The organism is Shinella sp. Sh6 (assembly GCF_055392685.1).
On record NZ_AP044006.1, the window covers coordinates 539,759 to 561,553 of the forward strand.

Sequence of the window (21,795 nt, forward strand, 5' to 3'; positions counted from 1 at the left end):
AATTTTGCGAATGTTAACGAATAGCACCATTCTAGTCACCGGTGGTACCGGATCGTTCGGCAATTCGTTTGTGCCAATGACGCTTGAGCGGTTCAATCCCAAAAAGATTATCATATTCTCACGCGACGAGATGAAGCAGTGGGATATGAGCAAAAAGTTTGAAGGCGATTCCCGTGTCCGATTCTTTATCGGAGATGTAAGGGATCGTGAGCGTTTGTACCGGGCTTTTGATGGTGTAGATTACGTCGTGCACGCAGCGGCAACCAAAATCGTGCCAACAGCTGAATACAACCCATTTGAGTGCATCAAAACAAACGTGAATGGTGCGATGAATGTGATCGATGCGGCGATTGACACCGGCGTAAAAAAAGTCGTCGCTTTGTCCACAGACAAAGCATCGAGCCCGGTTAACTTGTACGGTGCCTCAAAGCTTGCGTCTGATAAGCTGTTCGTAGCCGGGAACGCTTACTCTGGTGAACACGATACCCATTTTTCGGTGGTGCGCTACGGTAACGTCATGGGCTCACGCGGATCGGTCATTCCCTTTTTCATGTCGATAAAGGACAAGGGCGTGCTGCCGATCACAGATCCCCGAATGACGCGTTTCATGATTTCGCTAGATCAGGGTGTTGAGCTTGTCTGGCATGCATTCTCCGACATGGTAGGGGGCGAAATTTATGTCAAAAAAATCCCATCCATGAACATAATGGATATCGCTAAGGTTATCGCGCCTGACGCACAGCATACTATCGTTGGCATACGGCCAGGTGAGAAGCTTCATGAGCAGATGATCGGCAAAGAGGATGGTCCGTACACTTACGAGTACGACGAACATTACAAGATTTTGCCCAACATCAACCAGTGGGCTGATGATCCTCAGCGCATTAAAGATGGGCGCAGGGTTTCTGACGATTTCACGTATACAAGTGATCACAACGATACGTGGATGGATAAAGCTGAGCTATCTGACTGGATCAAAGCGAATTTCAAGAAGATAGGAACAATCTGATGATTCCATATGGACGCCAGATTGTTAGCGAGGAGGATATCCAGGCGGTTACGGATGTTTTGCGCTCCGACTATCTAACCCAAGGGCCTGTGGTCTCGCGATTTGAGAAAGCCCTGGCCGAGCGAGTGGGGGCGCACTATGCTGTAGCTGTCAATTCCGCCACTTCGGCCCTACATATCGCGTGTCTAGCGTTAGATCTACAGGCAGGTGATCTCGTCTGGACCTCTCCAATCACTTTTGTCGCCTCCGCAAATTGCGCAAGGTATTGCGGGGCTGATGTGGACTTTGTTGATATTGATCCTAGCACTTTCAATATGTGTTGCGATGCTTTGGCGTCAAAACTTGAGGTCGCGCAGGCAGCTGGCCGATTGCCAAAAATCATTGTCGCAGTGCATATGTGCGGCCAATCTCCCGATATGAGCAGCATTGCAGCCCTCGCGCGAGCTTACGGAGTGCGGCTTATCGAGGATGCCAGCCATTCAATCGGAGCAAAATACCAGGGTTTGCCTGTGGGAAGCGGAGTCTATTCCGACGTCACTGTTTTCAGTTTTCATCCGGTAAAAATCATTACCACTGCCGAAGGCGGCATGGCTGTTACCAACGACGCGCAACTTGCCGCACGGATGGAGCGGCTGCGCAGCCACGGGATTAGCCGCGCCCCTGAGCAGATGACACATGCGCCTGATGGACCGTGGTATTATCAGCAACTGGAACTCGGTTGGAATTATCGAATGACCGAGTTGCAGGCTGCACTTGGATTGAGTCAGCTTGACCGGCTTAATGATTTCATCACGCGGCGACGCACTATTGCGGATCACTACGATCTTGGTCTCAAGAATTTGCCAATCGAACTACCAGGCCGATTGCCTGGCGCGGAATCGTCCTGGCATCTCTACGTGATCCGTCTGCGCGACGAATCGCGGCATCTCCAAGTATTCGAGACCCTTCACGCCAACGGTATCGGGGTAAATCTACACTACATACCGGTCCACCTACAGCCATATTATCGGAAACTTGGCTTTAATTTGGGTGATTTTCCAAAAGCTGAAGACTACTATTCTCGCGCCATCTCAATTCCGCTGCATGCTGGTTTGAGTGATTATGAGCAGGCCGCGGTGATATCAGCAGTTAAGTCCGTCGTTGGTTGAGGCACATGTCGCAAGATATCATCATTGTGATGCAGGCCCGGACAAATTCAACTCGGCTCCCCGCGAAAGTGTTATTAGATTTTCTCGGTACGCCTATAGCTGTGTTGGCCGCAAAGCGAGCAGCCAATCGGGGACATCGACTAATACTTGCCACATCGGCTGGGAGATCCGACGACGCCCTGGCGGAATTGGCGAATATCCATGGATTGAGGTGTTATAGAGGGGCGCTCGACGACGTCCTTGGTCGATTTGTTGGGGCGCTTGAAGGTTGTCAGGATGATGAGATAGTCGTCCGCTTGACCGCCGACAACTTGGTCCCGGATGGGGAGTTGATCGCAGAGGTGGTCGCCGACTTTAGGCGTCGGGGCCTTAACTACCTCACCACTTCGGATCCTGCATCCGGCTTGCCCCACGGTTGTTCTGTAGAAGTCTCGCGGGTTGGGATTATTCGCCAAGCTGGCATCGAAGCGAAAACGCCCTTCGAGCGGGAGCATGTTATGCCCTGGATAAGGGCTCGAAAAGGAAGTTTCATCTTCGACAAATTCGCAGGTATGAATCGCGGCCATACACGGTGTACGATTGACTGTCTTGATGATTATCTCCAGCTGTTACATGACTTCCCACGCAATCATGATCCTGTCTCAGTGAGCTGGCGTGATATTGTACATTCGTTGCGGATATGGGGTGATAAATGTTGGCCCGAACGATCCGCCGATAAATTAGTGCTGGGGACAGCCCAATTCGGCATGCCCTACGGTATTGTGCGCGCCAACGAGCCCGACGAAGCCGAAAGCATGCAATTGATCAAGATCGCCATCGCATCAGGCATCAATTGGTTGGATACGGCCCGGGCTTATGGTCGTAGCGAAGACGTAGTTGGAAAAGTCAATGCGACTGGTTGGTCTGGACGCTGTAGGATTGTTACAAAGCTCTCACCTATGGCCGAATGTTCCCCTAATGCTGCCCCCGAGTTGGCGGAAGCAATAGCCGAGAACAGCTTGCGTGCCTCTTGTATAGCATTGCAGCGCAAGGCGCTCGACACTGTTCTCTTGCACCGTGCCGCACATATTGGGATGTGGGGTGGTCATGTATTTGAGATTCTAAAAACCTGGAAAAAAAAAGGTTTGCTGAATACAATAGGTGTTTCTGTCCAAACTCCGGAAGAGCTAATTTTAGCAATAAAGGACGTCAACATTGAGCACGTCCAGATTCCCTTTAATATACTTGATTACCGCTGGGAAACAGCGATTAATATGCTGCGCTTGCTACGAGATCAACGTCGGCTGACCGTTCATGTGCGCAGTGCTTTTCTACAGGGGTTGCTCTTGTCAGACGATCTCGAAGCTTGGCAGTGCGCTCATGTGCCTAATGCAACTCAAATACGATCATGGCTCATCGCGCAAACTGCAGCTACCGGATATGAGGACGTCGCTGCGCTTTGCTTGGCATTCTTGCGAAGCCATAACTGGATCGATGGTGTTGTCGTTGGGTTCGACAATGTAAGGCAGCTTGAACAGGTCTTGATGTCGGCGAACCAGCCGCTTTTGACCCAACAGCAGCTTGAAACGCTAACACAAGCTAGACCTGTACTATCAGTTAAGTCACTAGACCCTTCTCAATGGAAATCTCGTGATAGGGTGGAAAAGTGAGTGCGTCTCTGTGTGGTCGGGTGGCGCTTGTCACCGGCGCAACAGGCTTTCTCGGTCGTGAAATTGCGTTTGCGCTTGGAGCGGCAGGTGCAACGGTTTTAATTAATGGAAGATTTGGCGATTCCTGCGATAAACTCGTTGCCCAGCTACAGGAACGTGGTTTGCGGGCAGAGGCCGCGAATTTCGATTTGACTGATGAACAAGCGGTAGAAACGTTCTTCAGTAGTTTTGGCAGAAATCGTCCGTTGCATATACTGGTGAACAATGCTCATTCAGGTAGGGGCGGTAATTTAGAGACTGCGACATCTGAAGATTTTCGGTCGACCTATGAGATCAATGTGGTTGCCGCACATCGGCTAATAAAATTAGCGATCCCACATTTGCGCCTAGCCGTCGTAGAGAGTGGCGACGCTAGTATCGTTAATTTGATATCGATGTATGGCTTGGTCAGTCCCGATCCCCGTAACTACGACAGCCCTGAAGGAACCAATCCACCCTTCTATGGGGCGGCAAAAGCCGGTCTCGCTCAGCTCACCCGCTACGCGGCCGTCGAACTCGGCTCCCAAGGAATTCGCTGCAACGCAGTAGCGCCAGGACCGTTTCCGTCGCCGGAGGCCTATGAACGTGCGCCGGCGTTGATGCAACGTCTTCTCGACAGGGTTCCGCTGGGGAGATTAGGGCGAGCCGCTGAGGTTGCCGCACCCATTTCATTTCTGGCTTCTCCCGCAGCATCATTTATCACGGGTGCCATTCTCCCTATCGATGGGGGATGGACTGCATGGTAGCCACCCCAACGGTTGCTTTCCGTACCGATGCTTCACCTGAAATTGGCAACGGCCATGTCATGCGGTGTTTGGCCTTGGCTGGGGCGTTACGCCAACGCGGCGCATTTTGCCAATTCATTTCGCGAGCATATCCTGGTCACTTGGCCGATAAAATCACTGCAGAGGGCTTTGATATAGCCTTGCTGAAGGCTCCAAAAGTTGGAGCCGGAAGTGGCTTGGAACAGGATGCATCTGAAACGTGCGATGTAATTATTAAACCACCAGATTGGGTAGTGGTTGATCATTACGCTCTAGACTACCGGTGGCACCGCGCGTTGCGGGTAGGTCCAACGCGACTGTTTGTGATTGACGACTTGGCTGATCGGTTACATGTAGCAGACCTTCTACTTGACCAAAACCTTGGACGTTTAGCGGCGGACTATGACAGGCTTGTCCCTATGGAGTGTCGCCGCTTGATCGGCCCCACTTATGCGCTTCTGCGACCAGAATTTAGCAGGTGCCGCAAATCTGCGCTTGCGCAGCGCCAGACAAGCGGAATAGGGCACGTGATGATTTCGATGGGCGGGACGGATATTGGCGATGCAACTGCTAGCGTGCTTCAAGTGCTGGCAGGTATTGATCTACCCGAAGATATGCGAATAACTGTGGTAATGGGCAGCCGCGCTCCAACGCTTGTGCATGTGACCGACTTGGCGGCGCGAATGCCTTGGCAAACCGAAGTTCTGGTGGATGTAAGTGATATGGCGGGGCTGATGGCAAAGGCCGATCTCGCCATCGGGGCAGGCGGCGGGACCTCTTGGGAGCGTTGTTGTCTCGGAGTACCTTCGTTGATACTAGTCTTGGCGCCCAATCAGCGTCCGGGCGCAGTCGCGCTCGCTGATGCCGGCGCTGCGTTGCTTCTAGGGGAAATCGGCAATGACGGCTGGAAAGTGCGTTTGATGGATTTCCTGAATAGCAGAGATGTATTGACCAATCTCGAAGGTATGTCGTTCAGGGCGCGATCAGTTACGGATGGTTACGGGTGCGATCGCGTCGCTGCTGAAATGTTGGGGCAAGGCGTATGAGCCGGCGGCCCTCAGAAAGTGGGCTGGTGTTACGTCCGGCAACGCTCGCCGACGCCAAGCAGATTTGGGATTGTCGGCAGGCTTTACATGGCAGTGCCGCCATACAATCGGTGTCTCAAACGGAAACATACGAAAGCCACTTGGTATGGTTTGGATGTGCTATAGCCGACCCTAGCCGCCATTTCATGATCATCGAACATGATGCGAGGTGGCTTGGCTATCTGCGTTTCGACCCACTTGAGGATAAAGTCAGTCATCGCGTGAGCATCGCTCTGCTCAGCGATATCCGAAGGATGGGTTTTGGAAGTAGCGCCCTTTCTATTGGCTGTCTTCAGGCAAGGCAGCTAGGTATCAGGACACTTTTTGCTGATATTGCCGTGGAAAACGAAGCTTCGAGGCGCGTTTTTGTGAAGTGCGGCTTTGTACCGCTTGAAGCTTCTGTACTAGCCAATGGCTACGTAAGGTTCATTCGCGAGCTACGATCTCTTCCCGGCGCGCGTGATACTAGTACACCGACGATGGAGCGCAACTAAATGCCTGAGTTTGAGATTGATGGCCAGAAGATTGGGTCCGGACACCCACCCTACATTATTGCGGAGATCTCAGCGAATCACAACGGAAACCTTGATACTGCTCTAAAGCTTATCCGCTTAGCCAAGGAGGCTGGAGCGTGCGCGGTAAAAATCCAAACCTATCGCCCGGATACGATAACCATAGACTGCGATAGCGAGCTGTTTCAGGTCAAGGGTGGGCTCTGGGATGGAAGAACCCTTTATGACCTATACAGCGAAGCCTTTACCCCGTGGGAATGGCATCGAGAACTTTTTGCCGAGGCTCGCAGGATTGGCATAACCCTTTTCTCTTCGCCCTTCGACAGCACCGCGGTAGATTTATTGGAGGAATTGGGAGCGCCGGCCTACAAGGTCGCTAGCTTTGAAGCAATTGATTTGCCGCTGATTAAGCACATCGCGTCGAGGGGAAAGCCAATGATCATCTCGACAGGGATGGCCGACGACAAGGAAATTGCGGAGGCAGTTGCTACTGCACGCGGTGCCGGTTGCACTCAGCTGGCGTTGTTGCACTGCGTAAGTGGCTACCCTGCGCCTCCACAGGATTACAATCTCCGTACCATCCCGGATATGATTGCGAATTACGGCGCCGTTGTAGGACTGTCCGACCACACCATCGACAACATCACGGCAGTGACAAGCGTGGCGATGGGGGCTTCTATAATTGAGAAACATTTCACGCTGGATCGGAATGGCGGCGGACCTGATGACAGCTTTTCGCTGGAGCCGCACGACTTACGCGAGTTGTGCAATATGGTCCGTACTAGCTGGGATGCACTGGGGCGTGTCGACTATGAGCGAAAATCAAGCGAGCGCAGCAATGTCGTTTTTCGCCGCTCGTTGTTCGTTGTTGAAGACATCCCAGAAGGGGGGGAAATTACAACGTCGAACGTGCGATCAATACGACCTGGTTATGGGTTAGCACCAAAGTACATGGAAACTGTACTTGGTTATCGAGCTGCCAGGGAATTGCATCGTGGGGAGCCTTTACTCTGGGAGATGATTCAAAAAAACTGAAAAGATTGAAGTAGCGAATATCTTTAGGTTCAATGATATGAACAAATGCAGCTTGGCCATTGTGGAAACCCCACTCCAGCTTCTGTGCGCATATGAGGCAGTCGGCTATGACAGCGGCAATATTGTCATTCTCCGCCTCACCGGAGTTGGTCGCAACGACATACAGACCGTATCGTTAGCGAGAAAGCTCGGCCTGAACTGCAGGTTATTAAAGGCACATGTTGGTCAGCGTTTCGCAATGATCTTGGCGTTGTGGCATTTGCGCGACCTTCTGTTTCACAAATATGAAAAAGTATTTGTTGGAAGCTATTTTTCGAGGTTTATCAGGGTCGTCGCAACATTTTTTAGAGGCCCGATATCTCTCCTCGATGATGGCGTGGCCACATTACTCGCCCAAGATTTGATGCGGAACGCAGGCAAGCCGAGAGACGTCTTCACCTTTCTTCCAATCGAGGCCATAGCACAGCAGCACTGTGTCAGGCACAATTTCGAAGCCCTTAAAACTAAATTTTGCGCGGGCCAAAAGCCCGCAATTGGCACCTATTTCATAGGCCAGCCCCTTGTCGAAAAGGGATACGTTACTGAAGACGCTTATCATTCATTGCTCCGCCTAGTCGTGTCGCAGGCTGCAAGCGATTTGACGTACGTGGCACATCGCGCCGAATGCCGGGTAGCGCTTGACCGCATAGACGCCATTCCCGGTATAAAAGTCCTGCAACTTGAAACACTCATAGAGCTTGAGTTTCTTTCTCGAGCGGAGCCACCTGAAGCGATCTATTCATGCGTTTCCACGGCGCTTTTTTCACTTTCTCTGTTGTTCCCGGAAAGTAGAGTCCACGCGTTTCCTTTGTTGTCGCTCTATGGTAATCCACGTATTCCTCATATCTCTGTGATCGTAGATGCCTTAAAAAAAGCTCCGGCGATCCACGTGACCGAAGTAGAACTTTAATGATGTTGCTCTTCTCAAAAAGAGATATATGGACTAACGTTTTCCTCTGGGTCGCGTTCTTGAATGCCGTTCTGAGGATTGGGCCAGAGTCAGATATTACTTTATTTAGGATTATGCTTCCCATTGCTTTTTTTATATTCTTTCTAAGCAAGAAAAGCCAATTGCAGTGGTTTATATCTATCGTTTTTGTTTTCTTCGTCTTTCAGATTCTTAGCATTGCCGTCGGTGGATATCCTTTATCGCACCTTCAAGTTGTATTCATGAGTCATTACTTGGTAATGTTATTCTTATTCTTTATGTCATATGAGTATTTCTGCAGGAGTCCGTTTGATTTTTACCATATGCTCAGAGTTTTCTATGTGGTATTAATTGTTTTAATGAGTGTCGAATATTTCGCAGGTTTCGATCTGCCTAATACGAACGGGAGGGGGGTGACCGGATGGTATTGGAACCAGAATGATGCCTCGCTCGCTCTCGCTGCTTTCTTCATCCTGGCAATACGCGCCGGCGATGTAAGCCAAATGTTTCCCGTGCATTTAGCCGCTTTGACCTTAATGGGCATTAATGAATCGCGTGCTGCACTGTGGGGTTGCATGGCGTATGCAGCGTTTTGGTACTCGTCGGCATACTGGTACAAGAAGCATTGGGGAAATTCGCTGAAAGGGTTGGTCGTATCCCTCGCATCAATCTCAATTGTGCTCATTGCGCTTCTGCTCGCAACGAGCGCGTTGAACAAGATCGCTGAACAGTTGACCCGCGGCGCGCTGATAGTCTTGGGATACAGAGATGATGTGTCCTCCGTTATATCCATCGATGTGCGCGCAAATGCCGCATCCTACGCACTTGCCGATTTCGCGAGGAGTTTTGGTTTAGGAATAGGATCCGGAAATAGTATTGCACTTCTGCAAAAAGTTAATAGTAAGGATCTTTTTTTGATAAAAAGTATACATAATATGCCGCTACAAATGATTCTTGAGTTGGGTCTTCCTTTTATGTTTGTATTGATGTTTGGATTATTTCGATATAGTAGGCTTAAGATACTCGATTTCTTCATAGTTCTATCTTCGTATTGTTTTATTTCACTGTCGCAATCTGGTGGATTCATAGTAAATTATTTTCCGTTGTCTTGTTTTTATTTTGCGATAACTATGCCGGTCAATTCCCTCGGGAAAGAATTGCTTTCCGTGCGTAGATTGGAAGATTCGCAGGCTGTATGACGCCCTTAGAGAGATAGAGAGATGCTACTACATATGCTGCGGCAAGCGCTCTATCGCTTTGCCTTCGGTCGGCGCGCTGTCTGTCGTCACGGCAGGCGCGAGCTTCATATAAATGGCTGGTCGAGGTTTGGCTCCAGAGTAAGTATTGGAAAGAATGCTAACTTTAATGGCGTCCGAACGTATGGTCGAGGCATGGTTACCTTCGGTGACAACTTTCACTCGGCAGCTGGACTCATAGTTTTGACGCAAAGCCACAATTATATGGGCGATGCACTACCATACGACACTTCTGTCTTGGTCCGTGACGTCCAGATCGGCGATAACGTTTGGATAGGATTGAACGTGCTGGTTCTGCCCGGTGTAACCATTGGCGAAGGTGCTATAGTTCAAGCTGGTTCCGTGGTTGCGATAGACGTTCCCGCCCTTGCAATAGCCGGCGGAAATCCCGCGAGGCCGATAAAGTTTCGGGACGCGGAGCACTACCGGAGCCTAAAGCATCATGGCAAATTTATATAAGTTAGCACGACTTGCCGCTGGGTACTCAGCTGCGCTTATCGTCTCGAAACTGCTTGTTTTGGCGCTAAATTTAACCCTGGCTTATAATATTTCGGATACTGATTTTGGGTTTATCAGCATTAGTCAAGCATATTTTATGGCAGCAATTTGTGTGTTCGGATTGAACCTCCAATCTGCGTTCACGCGCTATACATACGAATTCGGTGCCGGGGCGGTCTTGAGTGCTGTTGCGCATTTATATGTAGGAATGCTGGCCTTCGCATTGTTGGCTGGAGTTGTGATTTTTCTTATCTTGGGTCCCGATTCGCCTTTTGCGTGGTTTGCACTTTTGCCGCTTTCGGGGTTGGCAGCTTCACACCTGGCATCGGGCAGCGCTGTAGCTCGCGCCACGAACAATCTTAAGGCGTATGCAGCGGGTGAGCTTCTTCGTCCAGGGTGCATTTTTCTCGGAATGCTGTGTTTTCTTATGGCGCCTCCGATCTTGCCAGTAGGCCCGTTCTTTATTGTTGCGCTTTTAGTTTCGTCATTGCTTGCTGCTCTAATCAGTTGGAAATTGCAGGAGAATGATATAGCGACAAAAAAGGCAATACTTTCATATTCAAAAGTTGTATCATACGTTTCCCCTCTTTTTTTGATGCAAATCGTTGCGTTAGCAAACGGAGTAAGCGATAGATTTTTTTTGTCTGCCTGGTTTCCCTTGGAAGATGTCGGTTCTTATAGTAAGGCTTATATTGTTGGTTCGGCAATAGGCATGTTATTCGACAGTTTTTCACTTCTTTGGTCACCTCATATTGTGGCTAATAAGGAGAGATATTTTAGTTTTTATCATTTTTGGGTGAGGCTTATTTATATTTCATCGTGGTGTATTGCCATTGCATTAATTTTAATTGCCTATGTATTTTATTATTTTCTGAAAATAGATATAGGATTTGGAAAGATGGATTTAATTTTCCTGGGTCTACTAGTCAGCGCCGCTTTTGTAGTTCGGACCGGCTACCAGGTTTGCGTCCCGGTCTTGAGTGCCTTCGATATGACGCCACTGGTTGCCAAGCTCGCGATAAAAAGCGCGATCGTCGGTTTGATAGCTAATATATGTCTTGTCTACTTGTTTGGGGCAATCGGAGCTGCATTTGCGACCCTCGCCGCGTTCGCTGTCTTTTCCATCGGCGCCTATAACAGTGTTGTTATAATTGTCGCTATCCAGACAGGCACTGGAACTGATCGCTGCCAGTAGAGCTAGGGCTTAGGAAACTGAGAGTAGAGTGGATTTTGGTGTGGCTTCGCGCGAAACTCAAAAAAGTCAGATGGTAGCAGGTCTATTCGGCTTGGAAACTCATACAAACGCGAGGGAAGCGTGAGAGTATTGTACTTCCACCAGCACTTCTCAACGCCACAAGGATCAGCTGGAACTCGATCTTACGAGATGGCGCAGGCACTCATTCGGGCTGGACACAGTGTCACGATGGTTTGCGGCAGCTATGCCCAAGGCAAGACTGGGCTTTACGGGCCGTTTGAGAAGGGGCGTCGACGAGGGGGTGTTGATGGGATTGATGTTATCGAATTTGATCTCGACTACTCCAACCATATGGGATTTGTTCGGCGCGTAGCTGTATTTGTAAAATTCGCGGTTAACTCGATCGGCGTCGCGCTGCGTGAGCCTGTGGATGTCATCTTTGCCACCACAACCCCGCTTACTGCTGGAATCCCTGGAATTATTGCGCGTTGGCTGCGGCGTAAACCGTTCGTTTTCGAGGTGCGAGACCTTTGGCCAGAATTGCCGAAGGCTATGGGTGTCATCAAGAATCCCGTGATACTTTCGTTAATGTCCATTTTGGAATGGATTTCGTATCGCTGCGCCGATCGGCTGATCGGTCTCTCCCCTGGTATCATTGAAGGCATCGCGGCCCGTGGTGTCGACAAATCGCGGATCGCAATGGTGCCGAATGGCTGCGATATCGATCTCTTCTCAGGTTCAAGCGCCTTGTGGCGCCCAGAGGGCGTTGGCGACGATCAGTTGCTAGCTATTTTCACCGGCACACATGGTCCCGCCAACGGCCTTGATGCCGTCTTGAACGCGGCGTCTGAGCTGAAGCACCGTGGCCGAAACGATATTCAGATCGCTTTCATTGGTCAAGGCCGGGAAAAGCCGCGTCTACAAACGCGCGCTAGTGGCGAAAAGCTTGACAACGTGCTGTTTCTTGATCCTTTACCCAAAGTACAACTCAACGCGCTGATGGCTGGTGCGGATTTGGGTCTTCAGACGCTGCGAAATGTCCCTGCTTTCTACTACGGGACGTCGCCAAACAAGTTCTTCGACTATATCGCTGCAGGTTTGCCAGTGTTGAATAACTATCCGGGTTGGCTTGCTGAAATGATCCTCGATATGAATTGCGGCTTCGTAGTGCCACCTGATGATCCTGTGGCCTTCGCAGATGCGTTAATTGCTGCGGCAGAGGATCGGCGTGCTTTGAAGCAGAAAGGGGCCAACGCCCTATGGCTTGCAGAAGCTCAGTTTTCACGCAAACTGCTGGCAAACAGATGGGTTGAATGGGTCGTGGGCGCGGGGCCGGAATCGTAAAATGAAGCGTATGCTCGACGTCCTAGGCGCAACGTTCGGCCTGAGCCTACTTTCGCCTGTGTTCATCGTGGTTGCGGTGCTCATCCGCACTCAGATGGGATCCCCTGTGTTTTTTCGCCAAACCCGGCCCGGCCTCCATGGCAGGCCGTTCCAGATGATCAAGTTCCGCACCATGCGTGATGCGTTTGATTCCAATGGCACCCCCCTCCCTGATGCCGAAAGGCTCAGCGCGCTCGGCCGTTTTTTACGTTCAAGCTCACTCGACGAATTGCCCGAACTGTTGAACGTTGTGAAGGGAGAAATGAGCCTAGTCGGCCCGCGTCCGCTATTGATGGAATACCTGTCGCTCTATTCCCCGCAGCAGGCACGTCGCCATGAGGTTTGCCCAGGCATCACCGGTTGGGCTCAGGTGAACGGGCGCAATGCGATCTCTTGGGATGAAAAATTCGCACTGGACGTCTGGTACGTAGACAACCGAAGCATTTTGCTGGATATCAAGATTATGTGGTTGACCTTCCACAAAGTCCTGAAAAGGGAAGGCATTTCGGCTGCGGGCGAGGCGACAATGTCCAAGTTTAAAGGGAGCAACTCATGAGCAGGTTAATCGGCGTGTACGGAGCGTCCGGTTGCGGCCGAGGCATCATGCCGCTGCTTCGAGCACAATGCCCTGAGGCTGAACTCGTGTTCATAGATGACTGGCAAGCGCCTGGTAAAATGAACGGTCATGATATTGTAAGTTGGACTGACTTCCTGAGGTGCGACGTCGGACAGAAGTTCGTCAGTATTGCCGTCGCCTCGTCAACAATCCGTCAGTGCCTCGCTGAAAAATGCGCGGCTGCAGACGTCCCTCTAATCGAGGCTCGCGCCGCCTCCGTCGTGCAGATGGATGAAGTCATTATTGGAGATGGTGCGTGCCTTTCACCATTTGTGACATTGACTTCCAACATCCGCATAGGCCTCTGTTTTCATGCTAACTTATATTCCTATGTCGAGCATGATTGTACCGTTGGGGATTTCGTCACCCTCGCGCCGGGCGCTAAAGTGAACGGGAATGTCGCCATAGGCAATCATGCTTATATCGGCTCGGGCGCAGTCATCCGCCAAGGTATCAAGATTGGTTCAAGAGCAGTAGTCGGCATGGGAGCAGTCGTTGTCCGCGACGTGCCCCCCGGCGTTACCGTTGTCGGCAATCCGGCAAGACCTTTGGTCAAGGACTGAGTATGCGTATTTACCTCTCCCGTCCTCATATGTCTGGCTACGAGGAGCAGTTCGTAGCTGAAGCCTTTGCCTCAAACTTTGTCGCTCCGCTTGGCCCTCAGCTCGATGCCTTTGAGGCTTCCGTGCGTGAGTATCTCGGGGCAGATGCGCATTGTGTCGCGCTTTCTTCTGGCTCCGCGGCTCTCCATCTGGCTTTGCGGATCGCCGGGGTAGGACCAGGCGATGAGGTTTGGATATCCTCGATGACCTTTGCAGGTGGAATATTTCCTATAAACTATCTCGGCGCTACACCGCGCTTCTTCGATCTTGATCGCAAGAGTTGGACTATCGACGTCGAGCTTGTTTCAGAGGAGCTCGCCAGGGCCGCAGTCGAAAACCGTCTACCTAAGGCTTTGGTGCCAACCGATCTGTATGGCCAGTCCGTAGATATCTGCGCATTGGAGACCATTGTCGCCAAGTATGATGTCCGCCTCATTGTCGATTCCGCAGAAAGCTTGGGTGCCAGTATTGGGGATCGCAGATCGGGTACAGGTGGTGATGCCGCGATCCTTTCGTTTAACGGCAACAAGATCATAACTACATCGGGCGGGGGAATGCTGGTCACTCGCCACAAACACTGGGCGGAACAAGCACGGTTCTTGGCAACCCAAGCTCGCGATCCGGCCCCGCACTATGAACACTCGACCTACGGCTATAACTATCGCCTATCCAATATCTGCGCAGCGATAGGATTGGGGCAAATGCATGTGCTCGAGGCCCGAGTGAGACGTAGGCGCGAGGTCTTTGCGCGCTATAAGGCCGCTCTAGAAGGTCTTGGGGTCGAATTTATGCCGGAGCCATCAAATTGCCGTTCAACCCGGTGGCTCACGGCGCTCTCCATCGATCCGGACAAGACCGGGGTGAGCCGCGAAGACATCCGATTGATGCTCCTTGAACACCAGATTGAAACCCGTCCACTGTGGAAGCCGATGCACCTGCAGCCGTTGTATGCAGGCGCTAACTACCATGGGAGCGGTCTTGACGAGGGCTTATTCGAGAAAGGTCTCTGCCTGCCTTCGGGAAGCGACATGACCGATGAGCAGCAAGGAGAGGTGATTGATCGAGTGGCCACCATGCTAGACAGGTTGCGCTAGGTAGGGGACTCATTTAAGCCACTGCGTCGCAAGAGCAACAAGGGCGATAGCGGCGAGATAGTTGACAGCGAGGCGGTCGTATCGTGTTGCGATGCGCTTCCAGTTTTTGAGTCTACCAAACATGCGCTCGATGACGTTGCGGCGTCTGTAAGCAGTTCGATTGAGTGGGTAGACTACGTCACGACTTGCCCGTCCAGGGATAACGGCCTCAATTCCTCGTTCACTAAGCCAAAGCCGCAGCCGATCGGCATCGTAGGCCTTATCGGCGATCAGGCGGCGGGTCGGTGAGATAACTTCCAGCATGGGCTGGGCCATGGAGATGTCCGCGATGTTTCCCGGCGTCAGGGCGACGGCAACGATCCGGCCGCAAGTATCGGCCATACAATGGATTTTCGTTGTTCTCCCGCCACGCGAGACCCCGACCGCTTGCGTCCACTCCCCCCTTTTCCGCCGGATGCAGAGCGGTGAGCTTTCACATGAGAGCTGTCGAGCATCAGTTCATCAGGGATCGATCCGGCAGCGGCTACCTTGGCGAAGATGCGCTGCCAGATACCGCGCCGCGCCCATCGGGCATACCGATTATAGATCGTTTTCGCCGGACCGTATTGCGGTGGCACGTCCCGCCAGCGCGCACCCGTTTTCAGGATGTGCAGGATGCCACTGATGACACGTCGGTCATCCACCCGGGGTTTGCCCGGTTGGTTCTTCGGCAAGTGCGGCTCCAATGCCGCCCAGGCTTCATCCGATAGCCAGAAGAGATCGCGCATGGTTTCCTCCATGCCCCAAGACCCATTCCGAAACAGAATCATCCAATCTTGACAAGAATTTGAATAAGTCCCCTACCTAGGCAGTAAACCCATAAAGTCGATTGCCGGCTGGGGCGGATAATGATTCAAGGCTTTCGAATGAGGGAGCCCTGATGACGCGCTGCCGCTATGAACTCACCGACCACGAATGGTCGATCCTGCCGCCGCTTTTGCTCAACAAGCCACGTGGCGCTGCCGTAATCCTCCGGTGGAGGCCGCGGGTTATGCCGCTTGAGCGTTCAGCGTGTCTTGCTGCCAGTTCCACGGAAGCAATCGCTCCAGCCTGGTGATCGGCGTGTCGGCGATGCGGGCGAGAACGTCGGCAAGCCATGCCTGCGGATCGATGTCGTTGAGCTTGGCGGTCATGAGCAGTGTCCCCATGAACGCGGCACGGTCAGCACCACGGTCCGATCCGGCGAAGAGCCAGAACTTCCTGCCGAGCGCGAAGCCTCTGAGCGCGCGCTCGGCTGCATTGTTCGTCAGGCAAATCCTGCCATCCTCGAGGAATGACGTGAAGCCATCCCAACGCTTGAGCATGTAGTCGATCGCCTCTGCGACGGGAGAACTGCGCGATAGCTTTGCCCGCTCGGTTTGGAGCCAGCCGTGCAGCTCTTCGACGGTGAGCGTCTGGTGAGCTGTTTTTGCTGATGGGGCAAATCAGGCGATGTTCTGGCATTAGAACCAGCAATAGTGCTGACATTAATACCAGAACAAAGAGGTTTCATGGCTCGCATGGAGATCATATCCGGTACCGAGCGCAGACGGCGTTGGTCGGACGAGGCGAAGCTGAGGATACTTGCGGAAGCTGATGAGCCCGGTGCTCGCATTGGCGATGTGGCGCGCCGGCACGACATTCATCCGGGCCAGATCCGCTTGTGGCGGCAATCATTCAACTATGCCGATCGGCCGACGGTGTTCCTCCCGGTGGAAATTACCCAGGAGGTTGGCGTAGGCCAGGCTTCTGCCGCGGCAACCAGGCCGGCGATCGTCGAGATTTTGCTTCGAAACGGTCGGCGCTTGAAGGTTCCGGCTGACGTAGAGTTAAAGCTGCTTGGCCCGCTGGTCGCTTGCGTGGAGGCGGCATGATCGGGCCATCGGGGAATGTGCGGGTCTATCTGGCCTGCGGAGTGACCGATATGCGGCGTGGCATTGATGGCCTATCGGCGCTGGTCGAAACGGTCGTGAAGGAGGCGCCGGGCTCGGGCGCGATCTTCGGCTTTCGCGGAAAACGCGCCGATCGCATCAAGCTTCTCTGGTGGGACGGCCAGGGCTTCTGCCTCTACTACAAGATTTTGGAGCGCGGATATTTTCCGTGGCCGACGGCGAAAGAAGGTGTCGCACATCTGACGCAGGCGCAGCTTTCCATGCTCGTGGAAGGGATCGATTGGCGTCGCCCAGCGTGGACATCTGCTCCTGGTCGAACGGGATAAAATCTATATTTTGCAGGGACATCAGAGGCTTAATGCTGGCGCGCCAGAGGCAAATCGGCTAGATTTGCGGTTATGGAAACAGCGCCGCTGAACAGTCAGGACGAGCTCACTGCTTTGCGCGCACTGGTCGCCGAGCAGGCGGCGAAACTTGAGAGCCAGGAAGCCGAAGTCATCAAGCGTGACTCCATAATCGGGCTTCTTCGCGCGCAACTGGAGCTGCTCCGACATCGGCAGCATGGCGCCTCTTCGGAAAAGATCGACAGGAAGATTGAGCAGTTCGAACTGATGCTGGAGGAGATCGAGGCCTCCCGCGCCGAGGCTGAACTGCGCTCCGGGAAAACTCCTCTGCCGGAGTTGGACGACGCATCCGAGAAGCCAAAGCGCAAGCCTCTACCCGATGATCTCGCCACCGAAGAACTGGTCTATGTGGCTCCCTGCAATTGCCCGACCTGTGGTGGCACGTCATTCCTGAAGGCGACCGACAGAGTGGTCCAGGTGCTGGAGCACGTGCCGGCGTCGGTCAAGATTGTCCGGCATGTCGAAAAGCGCATGATCTGTAGAGAATGCGATACGACAGTGGTTGGCGAGATGCCGACTTTGCCGATCGAGCGCGGCAAACCCGGACCGGGACTGCTCGCCCATATCATGATCGCCAAATTCGACGATCACATTCCCCTCTACCGCCTGTCAGAGATGTACGACCGGTTGGGGATAGACATCTCCCGATCCGTGATGGCCGACTGGGTCGGCCGCGTATCCGCTTTGCTGACGCCACTCGTCTTGTTGATCAGGGCCCATATCGCAGCACTCGACCGAATACATACGGACGATACCCCGGTCGATGTTCTCGACCCCGGGCGGGGTAAGACAAAAACCGGCAGGGTCTGGGTCTACGTCTTTGACGGCAGTGGCTATCAATCCGCCACTCCCGCAGCCATTGCCTATTACTACAGCCCCGACCGCAGGGGCGCACATCCGGCTGATCACCTGGCAAGCTTCAGCGGCGTCATGCATGCCGACGGCTACGGGGGTTACAAGAAGCTCTACGGTAACCAGATCATTGAAGCCGCCTGTATGGCGCATGTGCGCCGCAAGTTCCATGATGTGATAAAGCTCAAACCGTCTCCTATCGCTGAGGAAGCGCTGTCACGTATCGACGCTCTCTACGATATCGAGAACCGTATCCGCGGCATGTTGGCTGACGAGCGGCGCACCCTGCGCCAACACCATGCCCGGCCTGTTCTGGACGAACTCAAGGCCTGGATCGAGGCGATACTCTCGACTTTGCCTCAGAAGCAGAGGCTGGCCGAGGCGATGCGATATGCCCTGTCGCGATGGGCAGCCTTGAGCGTCTACATCGACGATGGCCGTGTCGAAATCGACAACAACATCGCTGAACGAGCCATGCGTCCGCTTGGAATTGGAAGGAAGAACTGGCTGTTTGCCGGCTCGGACAAGGGCGGTGAGCGCATCGCCAACATCCTCACCATCATCGAGACGGTCAAACTGCAAGGCCATAATCCGGAGGTCTATTTGACCGATGTCCTGACCCGGATCCAGGATCACCCCAAAGACCGAATTGAAGACCTGCTGCCTTGGAACTGGACGCAGGCAAAAGCTCGATGCGAGGCCGCCTGATGGCTCGCTCGAGGTTCATCTACACGCTCAGCCAGGTCGCCGGCATGATCGGCGAGAACCTCGAACTGATCGAAGAAGTGACCGCAAACTCGGACAACATCTCCGAAGGCGAACTGGTTTACGTCAGCGACGGCAGTGAAGATGGCACGAAGGGTCTGACGGAGAATGGCATCGAAGAACTTCAAAGCCTACTCGCCGACATCAGGACGTGGAACGGCGGTATCCGCGAGTTCCTCATCGACACACAGTGCGATCCTGAAATAATCGACCGCATCATGGCTGATCAGATGAAACGCGGCCTATAGCTTCCATCTCTCGGCACCCGAAAATGCGTTCACCGGACGCTCACCTTCGACGAGTGGCTGGCTGTCCTTGCGCCGGCGCTCCAGGCGCTGGTCGGCGGCAAGCCCGTTGATCTCCCGCTCGATACCGAACAGACCGTCGATCCGTTTGACAGCTTCGAGCGCCATAGGCGAGATCGGCGCGGCGTTCTTTCCACGCTTGGCGTTTGCGGCAATGTCGGCGAGCACGAAGAACTTGCGCCTCGCGTGCGCCCAGCACAGTGCTTGCGTCAAGGAACCGGGATCGCGGTCTACCTTGAACAGCGGATTGTAGCCGCCATAGGCGTCCGCCTGCAGAATGCCGGTGAAGGCCTTCAGATGGCGTTCCGGATGCTCCTGCCGCCGGTCTCGCGATGCATAGTAGAGTGCCGCCGGCGGTGATAGCCCTCCGAACGGCCGGTCATCCCGGACATAGGTCCAGATACGGCCCGTATCGGTCTTTCCCTTCGCCAGGATCGGCACGGTGGTGTCGTCGCCATGTAGCCGATCGGCCGCCAGAACATGCGCCTCGATCAGCGAATGGATGGGCTTCAACGCCGCAGCACAAGCACCAACCTGGTCGGCCAGCGTCGACAAGCTGAGGTCGACGCCCTCGCGGGCATAGCGTTCGCTCTGGCGATTGAGCGGCTGGTGCTGAGCGAACTTCTCGAAGAGGATCATCGCCAGCAGGTTCGGCCCAGCAAAGCCGCGGGGCGTCACATGGAAGGGGGCCGGCGGCTGCGCAATCTTCTCGCACTCGCGGCAGGTGAACTTCTCCCGGACCGTCTGGATGACCTTCCACTGACGCGGAACGACCTCCAGGGTCTCGGTGATGTCCTCACCAAGCTTCGACAGCTTAGCCGAGCCGCAGCAAGGGCAAGCCGTCGGGGCGGCGATGACGACGCGTTCACGCGGCAGGTATTCGGGAAACGGTTTCCGTGATGGGCGCTTGCGCTCGAAGGCTTTGACGGCGGAGGCTTTGGCTGCCATCTCCGCCGCCAGATCGTCTTCGCCGGCGTCTGCTTCAAGCTCCTCGAGCTGCAATTCCATCTGTTCGAGGAGCCGTGCCTTACGCTCGGACCGGCTGCCGTAGAGCTCCCTTCGAACCTTGTCGATCTCCAGCTTCAACCGCGCAATCAGCGCCTCGGAATGCGAGACGAGCGCCTTTGCGTTGGCAGCTTCAGCCTTGGCGGTCGCTGCTTCCGCCTCGGCAGCAACGCGCCGGGCGCGTTCCTGAGCCAGCAGTGCAAGCGCACTGGCAAGGTCGTCCGGAAGCTCTTCGGCCGCATCGCTCATGACCGGATGGAATCATATTCGACCCCGCCATTCCAGTGCTTTTGCTCACCCGGCGGACGTTGGCCGCCAGGTCTTTTGCGGCATCCGCCAGTCGATACCCTCCAACAGATAACCGAGCTGCGCCGGTGTGATCACCACCGTTCCATCGGCTGCCGATGGCCAGATGAAGCGCCCACGCTCCAGCTTCTTCGTGAACAGGCAAGCTCCCTGGCCGTCGTGCCAGATTACCTTGATCAGGCCACCACCGCGGCCGCGGAATACGAACAGGTGCCCGCACATCGGATCGCGCTTCAGCGTCTCCTGCACCATCAACGAAAGGCCGGGAAAGCCTTTGCGCATGTCCGTATGGCCCGTCGCCAGCCAGACCTTCACGCCACTCGGAACCGGGATCATCGACGACCCAGCACGACATCGAGAATACGGCCCAGCGCTTCGGTGTCGATGTCGCTATCCACGCGGACGCGTCGGCCACGACCAAGGTCGATCGTTACATCGTTGCGCTTGCGTCGGGAATGGGATGGGGTGGGCGGCTCCGGTGTAGTGGGCGAGCCTGCCGGAGCGGTCTCGGACATGATTACCGGCACCAACATGCTTGCCGATCCTGCCGACGGTCCATCGACCTGGCAAAGCTCCTTGCGCCAGCGGAAGAGCTGGCTGACATGGATGCCGGCTACGCGGGCGATCTCCGAGATCACCGCATCCGGCTCGAGGCAGGCTGCAACGAGACGCTCTTTGTCTTCCCGCGACCAGCGCCGACGGCGCTCGACAGACGTGATCACTTCAATCGGATGCTTCGTCATAGGACTATCCCTAGTGTTTGCACTAGGACTTCCGATGTTAAGCCTCACCTCACAAGGCGGCCCTCACCGTGGGCTTACACTGTGGACCGGGAGCCCTGCCATTGATCAGGCTTGGGGACCGTGTTCGTTGAACCGCATGACCCAGTCCCGGACAATTTGGAGCGTGACGTTGCCGAGGCGCGCGGCATCGGAACGCGAGCCTCCATCGTAGATCGAGGCGAGTGCCAAAAGACGGCGCGCCTGAGCGGCATCCTTCGTCTGCCGCGTCAGCTGGCGCAGACCCTCTCCAAAAAAATCCGCCCGTAGTGAAATCCCTGATCGCATCGCAGACCTCCGGTTTGCACCAGAGATTCAGATTCACCGCACTTTGGGAAGGCAAAAGAGTCGAAGTCAGCGAGGCGGCGTATAAAGGCCTCATCGGCTGAGCCGGATGCGCCACGGCACGACAACGCGCCGCATCACCGTTGGTTCGACATGTTCACCCTGGCGTAGCCGCTTCCACTCCCACGGAAGCAATTCCGGCAGACGCGAGACCGGCAGGTCAGCGATACGAGCAAGGATATTGGCAAACTGCCTCGCTGCCGCGGTATCGATCTCCGTGAGTACCACCACGAGCTTGACAGCGACACACAAAGTCTCTTTCAACATCGCGT

22 protein-coding genes and 5 pseudogenes are annotated in these 21,795 nt (G+C 54.0%); 20 read left to right on the forward strand and 7 right to left on the reverse strand.

What is annotated here, in order from left to right:
- Positions 1-10: 10 nt before the first annotated feature.
- The 15 genes from pseB to ACZ5TO_RS21065 all read left to right on the forward strand — a co-directional run bounded on the left by pseB (position 11) and on the right by ACZ5TO_RS21065 (position 14,852).
- Positions 11-1,009: a UDP-N-acetylglucosamine 4,6-dehydratase (inverting) gene (gene pseB, locus ACZ5TO_RS20995; RefSeq protein ID WP_464800560.1), complete on the forward strand. Its 999-nt coding sequence runs from the start codon at positions 11-13 to the stop codon at positions 1,007-1,009.
- On the forward strand, positions 1,009-2,157 hold the full coding sequence (gene pseC / locus ACZ5TO_RS21000; protein WP_464800561.1) for a UDP-4-amino-4,6-dideoxy-N-acetyl-beta-L-altrosamine transaminase: 1,149 nt from the start codon (positions 1,009-1,011) through the stop codon (positions 2,155-2,157). The genes pseB and pseC overlap by 1 nt, the downstream gene beginning before the upstream one ends.
- A 5-nt stretch (positions 2,158-2,162) precedes the next feature.
- Positions 2,163-3,806 (forward strand): aldo/keto reductase, encoded by a 1,644-nt coding sequence (locus ACZ5TO_RS21005; RefSeq protein ID WP_464800562.1) that lies wholly within the window; start codon positions 2,163-2,165, stop codon positions 3,804-3,806.
- Positions 3,803-4,591 carry an SDR family NAD(P)-dependent oxidoreductase gene (locus ACZ5TO_RS21010; RefSeq protein WP_464800563.1) on the forward strand — a complete coding sequence of 263 codons (789 nt, stop codon included), beginning with the start codon at positions 3,803-3,805 and terminating at the stop codon, positions 4,589-4,591. The genes ACZ5TO_RS21005 and ACZ5TO_RS21010 overlap by 4 nt, the downstream gene beginning before the upstream one ends.
- Complete coding sequence (gene pseG, locus ACZ5TO_RS21015; protein WP_464800564.1) at positions 4,585-5,655, forward strand: UDP-2,4-diacetamido-2,4,6-trideoxy-beta-L-altropyranose hydrolase; 1,071 nt, start codon at positions 4,585-4,587, stop codon at positions 5,653-5,655. Before ACZ5TO_RS21010 ends, pseG begins: the two co-directional genes overlap by 7 nt.
- Positions 5,652-6,188 (forward strand): N-acetyltransferase family protein, encoded by a 537-nt coding sequence (locus tag ACZ5TO_RS21020; RefSeq protein ID WP_464800565.1) that lies wholly within the window; start codon positions 5,652-5,654, stop codon positions 6,186-6,188. The genes pseG and ACZ5TO_RS21020 overlap by 4 nt, the downstream gene beginning before the upstream one ends.
- Positions 6,189-7,241: a pseudaminic acid synthase gene (pseI, locus tag ACZ5TO_RS21025; protein WP_464800566.1), complete on the forward strand. Its 1,053-nt coding sequence runs from the start codon at positions 6,189-6,191 to the stop codon at positions 7,239-7,241.
- A gap of 37 nt (positions 7,242-7,278) precedes the next feature.
- Positions 7,279-8,190: a hypothetical protein gene (locus tag ACZ5TO_RS21030; RefSeq protein WP_464800567.1), complete on the forward strand. Its 912-nt coding sequence runs from the start codon at positions 7,279-7,281 to the stop codon at positions 8,188-8,190.
- Complete coding sequence (locus tag ACZ5TO_RS21035; RefSeq protein WP_464800568.1) at positions 8,190-9,407, forward strand: hypothetical protein; 1,218 nt, start codon at positions 8,190-8,192, stop codon at positions 9,405-9,407. The genes ACZ5TO_RS21030 and ACZ5TO_RS21035 overlap by 1 nt, the downstream gene beginning before the upstream one ends.
- Before the next feature lie 261 nt (positions 9,408-9,668).
- Positions 9,669-9,923: a DapH/DapD/GlmU-related protein gene (locus tag ACZ5TO_RS21040; RefSeq protein WP_464801007.1), complete on the forward strand. Its 255-nt coding sequence runs from the start codon at positions 9,669-9,671 to the stop codon at positions 9,921-9,923.
- Positions 9,907-11,157 (forward strand): lipopolysaccharide biosynthesis protein, encoded by a 1,251-nt coding sequence (locus ACZ5TO_RS21045; protein WP_464800569.1) that lies wholly within the window; start codon positions 9,907-9,909, stop codon positions 11,155-11,157. The genes ACZ5TO_RS21040 and ACZ5TO_RS21045 overlap by 17 nt, the downstream gene beginning before the upstream one ends.
- 120 nt (positions 11,158-11,277) lie before the next feature.
- Positions 11,278-12,501 (forward strand): glycosyltransferase family 4 protein, encoded by a 1,224-nt coding sequence (locus ACZ5TO_RS21050; protein ID WP_464800570.1) that lies wholly within the window; start codon positions 11,278-11,280, stop codon positions 12,499-12,501.
- Between the two features lies 1 nt (position 12,502).
- Entirely contained in the window at positions 12,503-13,096 is a 594-nt protein-coding gene (locus ACZ5TO_RS21055; RefSeq protein ID WP_464800571.1) for a sugar transferase, read from the forward strand.
- Positions 13,093-13,719: an acetyltransferase gene (locus tag ACZ5TO_RS21060; protein WP_464800572.1), complete on the forward strand. Its 627-nt coding sequence runs from the start codon at positions 13,093-13,095 to the stop codon at positions 13,717-13,719. Before ACZ5TO_RS21055 ends, ACZ5TO_RS21060 begins: the two co-directional genes overlap by 4 nt.
- Positions 13,720-13,721: 2 nt before the next feature.
- Entirely contained in the window at positions 13,722-14,852 is a 1,131-nt protein-coding gene (locus tag ACZ5TO_RS21065; protein WP_464800573.1) for an aminotransferase class I/II-fold pyridoxal phosphate-dependent enzyme, read from the forward strand.
- A gap of 9 nt (positions 14,853-14,861) precedes the next feature.
- On the opposite strand, the pseudogene ACZ5TO_RS21070 reads toward ACZ5TO_RS21065, so the two are convergent.
- Positions 14,862-15,661, reverse strand: a pseudogene (locus ACZ5TO_RS21070) (IS5 family transposase).
- Positions 15,662-15,771: 110 nt separating this feature from the next.
- Between ACZ5TO_RS21070 and ACZ5TO_RS21075 the strand changes: the two are divergent.
- Positions 15,772-15,849, forward strand: a pseudogene (locus tag ACZ5TO_RS21075) (IS5/IS1182 family transposase); the annotation flags it as partial.
- 31 nt (positions 15,850-15,880) lie between these two features.
- Here the strand turns inward: ACZ5TO_RS21075 and ACZ5TO_RS21080 are convergent.
- Positions 15,881-16,306, reverse strand: a pseudogene (locus ACZ5TO_RS21080) (IS66 family transposase); the annotation flags it as partial.
- Between the two features lie 75 nt (positions 16,307-16,381).
- Between ACZ5TO_RS21080 and tnpA (ACZ5TO_RS21085) the strand changes: the two are divergent.
- From tnpA (ACZ5TO_RS21085) to ACZ5TO_RS21100, 4 genes are all read left to right on the forward strand, one after another.
- Entirely contained in the window at positions 16,382-16,744 is a 363-nt protein-coding gene (gene tnpA, locus ACZ5TO_RS21085; RefSeq protein WP_464800574.1) for an IS66-like element accessory protein TnpA, read from the forward strand.
- Positions 16,741-17,088, forward strand: coding sequence for an IS66 family insertion sequence element accessory protein TnpB (tnpB, locus tag ACZ5TO_RS21090; protein ID WP_464800575.1), 348 nt, complete (start codon positions 16,741-16,743; stop codon positions 17,086-17,088). Before tnpA (ACZ5TO_RS21085) ends, tnpB (ACZ5TO_RS21090) begins: the two co-directional genes overlap by 4 nt.
- Before the next feature lie 72 nt (positions 17,089-17,160).
- Positions 17,161-18,726, forward strand: coding sequence for an IS66 family transposase (gene tnpC, locus ACZ5TO_RS21095; RefSeq protein WP_464800576.1), 1,566 nt, complete (start codon positions 17,161-17,163; stop codon positions 18,724-18,726).
- Positions 18,726-19,031, forward strand: coding sequence for a hypothetical protein (locus tag ACZ5TO_RS21100; protein WP_464801008.1), 306 nt, complete (start codon positions 18,726-18,728; stop codon positions 19,029-19,031). Before tnpC (ACZ5TO_RS21095) ends, ACZ5TO_RS21100 begins: the two co-directional genes overlap by 1 nt.
- Before the next feature lie 45 nt (positions 19,032-19,076).
- Here ACZ5TO_RS21100 and tnpC (ACZ5TO_RS21105) read toward each other — a convergent pair.
- From tnpC (ACZ5TO_RS21105) to ACZ5TO_RS21125, 5 genes and pseudogenes are all read right to left on the reverse strand, one after another.
- Positions 19,077-20,342 (reverse strand): annotated as a pseudogene (tnpC, locus tag ACZ5TO_RS21105) (IS66 family transposase); the annotation flags it as partial.
- Between the two features lie 45 nt (positions 20,343-20,387).
- Positions 20,388-20,735 (reverse strand): IS66 family insertion sequence element accessory protein TnpB, encoded by a 348-nt coding sequence (gene tnpB, locus ACZ5TO_RS21110; protein ID WP_003551791.1) that lies wholly within the window; start codon positions 20,733-20,735, stop codon positions 20,388-20,390.
- On the reverse strand, positions 20,732-21,142 hold the full coding sequence (tnpA, locus tag ACZ5TO_RS21115) for an IS66-like element accessory protein TnpA (RefSeq protein ID WP_464800577.1): 411 nt from the start codon (positions 21,140-21,142) through the stop codon (positions 20,732-20,734). The genes tnpB (ACZ5TO_RS21110) and tnpA (ACZ5TO_RS21115) overlap by 4 nt, the downstream gene beginning before the upstream one ends.
- A gap of 114 nt (positions 21,143-21,256) precedes the next feature.
- Positions 21,257-21,466 (reverse strand): annotated as a pseudogene (locus tag ACZ5TO_RS21120) (helix-turn-helix domain-containing protein); the annotation flags it as partial.
- Positions 21,467-21,556: 90 nt separating this feature from the next.
- The gene (locus ACZ5TO_RS21125; protein ID WP_464801011.1) at positions 21,557-21,790 is read right to left on the reverse strand and encodes a hypothetical protein; all 234 of its coding nucleotides are present in this window, start codon (positions 21,788-21,790) and stop codon (positions 21,557-21,559) included.
- Between the last annotated feature and the right edge of the window lie 5 nt (positions 21,791-21,795).

Bases quoted from the DNA above. Each gene is read 5' to 3' on its own strand.
- pseB (WP_464800560.1), top strand. From the start codon at position 11: ATGTTAACGAATAGCACCATTCTAGTCACCGGTGGTACCGGATCGTTC.
- pseC (WP_464800561.1), top strand. From the start codon at position 1,009: ATGATTCCATATGGACGCCAGATTGTTAGCGAGGAGGATATCCAGGCG.
- ACZ5TO_RS21005 (WP_464800562.1), top strand. From the start codon at position 2,163: ATGTCGCAAGATATCATCATTGTGATGCAGGCCCGGACAAATTCAACT.
- pseG (WP_464800564.1), top strand. From the start codon at position 4,585: ATGGTAGCCACCCCAACGGTTGCTTTCCGTACCGATGCTTCACCTGAA.
- ACZ5TO_RS21020 (WP_464800565.1), top strand. From the start codon at position 5,652: ATGAGCCGGCGGCCCTCAGAAAGTGGGCTGGTGTTACGTCCGGCAACG.
- pseI (WP_464800566.1), top strand. From the start codon at position 6,189: ATGCCTGAGTTTGAGATTGATGGCCAGAAGATTGGGTCCGGACACCCA.
- ACZ5TO_RS21030 (WP_464800567.1), top strand. From the start codon at position 7,279: ATGAACAAATGCAGCTTGGCCATTGTGGAAACCCCACTCCAGCTTCTG.
- ACZ5TO_RS21035 (WP_464800568.1), top strand. From the start codon at position 8,190: ATGATGTTGCTCTTCTCAAAAAGAGATATATGGACTAACGTTTTCCTC.
- ACZ5TO_RS21040 (WP_464801007.1), top strand. From the start codon at position 9,669: ATGGGCGATGCACTACCATACGACACTTCTGTCTTGGTCCGTGACGTC.
- ACZ5TO_RS21045 (WP_464800569.1), top strand. From the start codon at position 9,907: ATGGCAAATTTATATAAGTTAGCACGACTTGCCGCTGGGTACTCAGCT.
- ACZ5TO_RS21055 (WP_464800571.1), top strand. From the start codon at position 12,503: ATGAAGCGTATGCTCGACGTCCTAGGCGCAACGTTCGGCCTGAGCCTA.
- ACZ5TO_RS21060 (WP_464800572.1), top strand. From the start codon at position 13,093: ATGAGCAGGTTAATCGGCGTGTACGGAGCGTCCGGTTGCGGCCGAGGC.
- ACZ5TO_RS21065 (WP_464800573.1), top strand. From the start codon at position 13,722: ATGCGTATTTACCTCTCCCGTCCTCATATGTCTGGCTACGAGGAGCAG.
- tnpA (WP_464800574.1), top strand. From the start codon at position 16,382: ATGGCTCGCATGGAGATCATATCCGGTACCGAGCGCAGACGGCGTTGG.
- tnpB (WP_464800575.1), top strand. From the start codon at position 16,741: ATGATCGGGCCATCGGGGAATGTGCGGGTCTATCTGGCCTGCGGAGTG.
- tnpC (WP_464800576.1), top strand. From the start codon at position 17,161: ATGGAAACAGCGCCGCTGAACAGTCAGGACGAGCTCACTGCTTTGCGC.
- ACZ5TO_RS21100 (WP_464801008.1), top strand. From the start codon at position 18,726: ATGGCTCGCTCGAGGTTCATCTACACGCTCAGCCAGGTCGCCGGCATG.
- tnpB (WP_003551791.1), bottom strand. From the start codon at position 20,735: ATGATCCCGGTTCCGAGTGGCGTGAAGGTCTGGCTGGCGACGGGCCAT.
- tnpA (WP_464800577.1), bottom strand. From the start codon at position 21,142: ATGACGAAGCATCCGATTGAAGTGATCACGTCTGTCGAGCGCCGTCGG.
- ACZ5TO_RS21125 (WP_464801011.1), bottom strand. From the start codon at position 21,790: ATGTTGAAAGAGACTTTGTGTGTCGCTGTCAAGCTCGTGGTGGTACTC.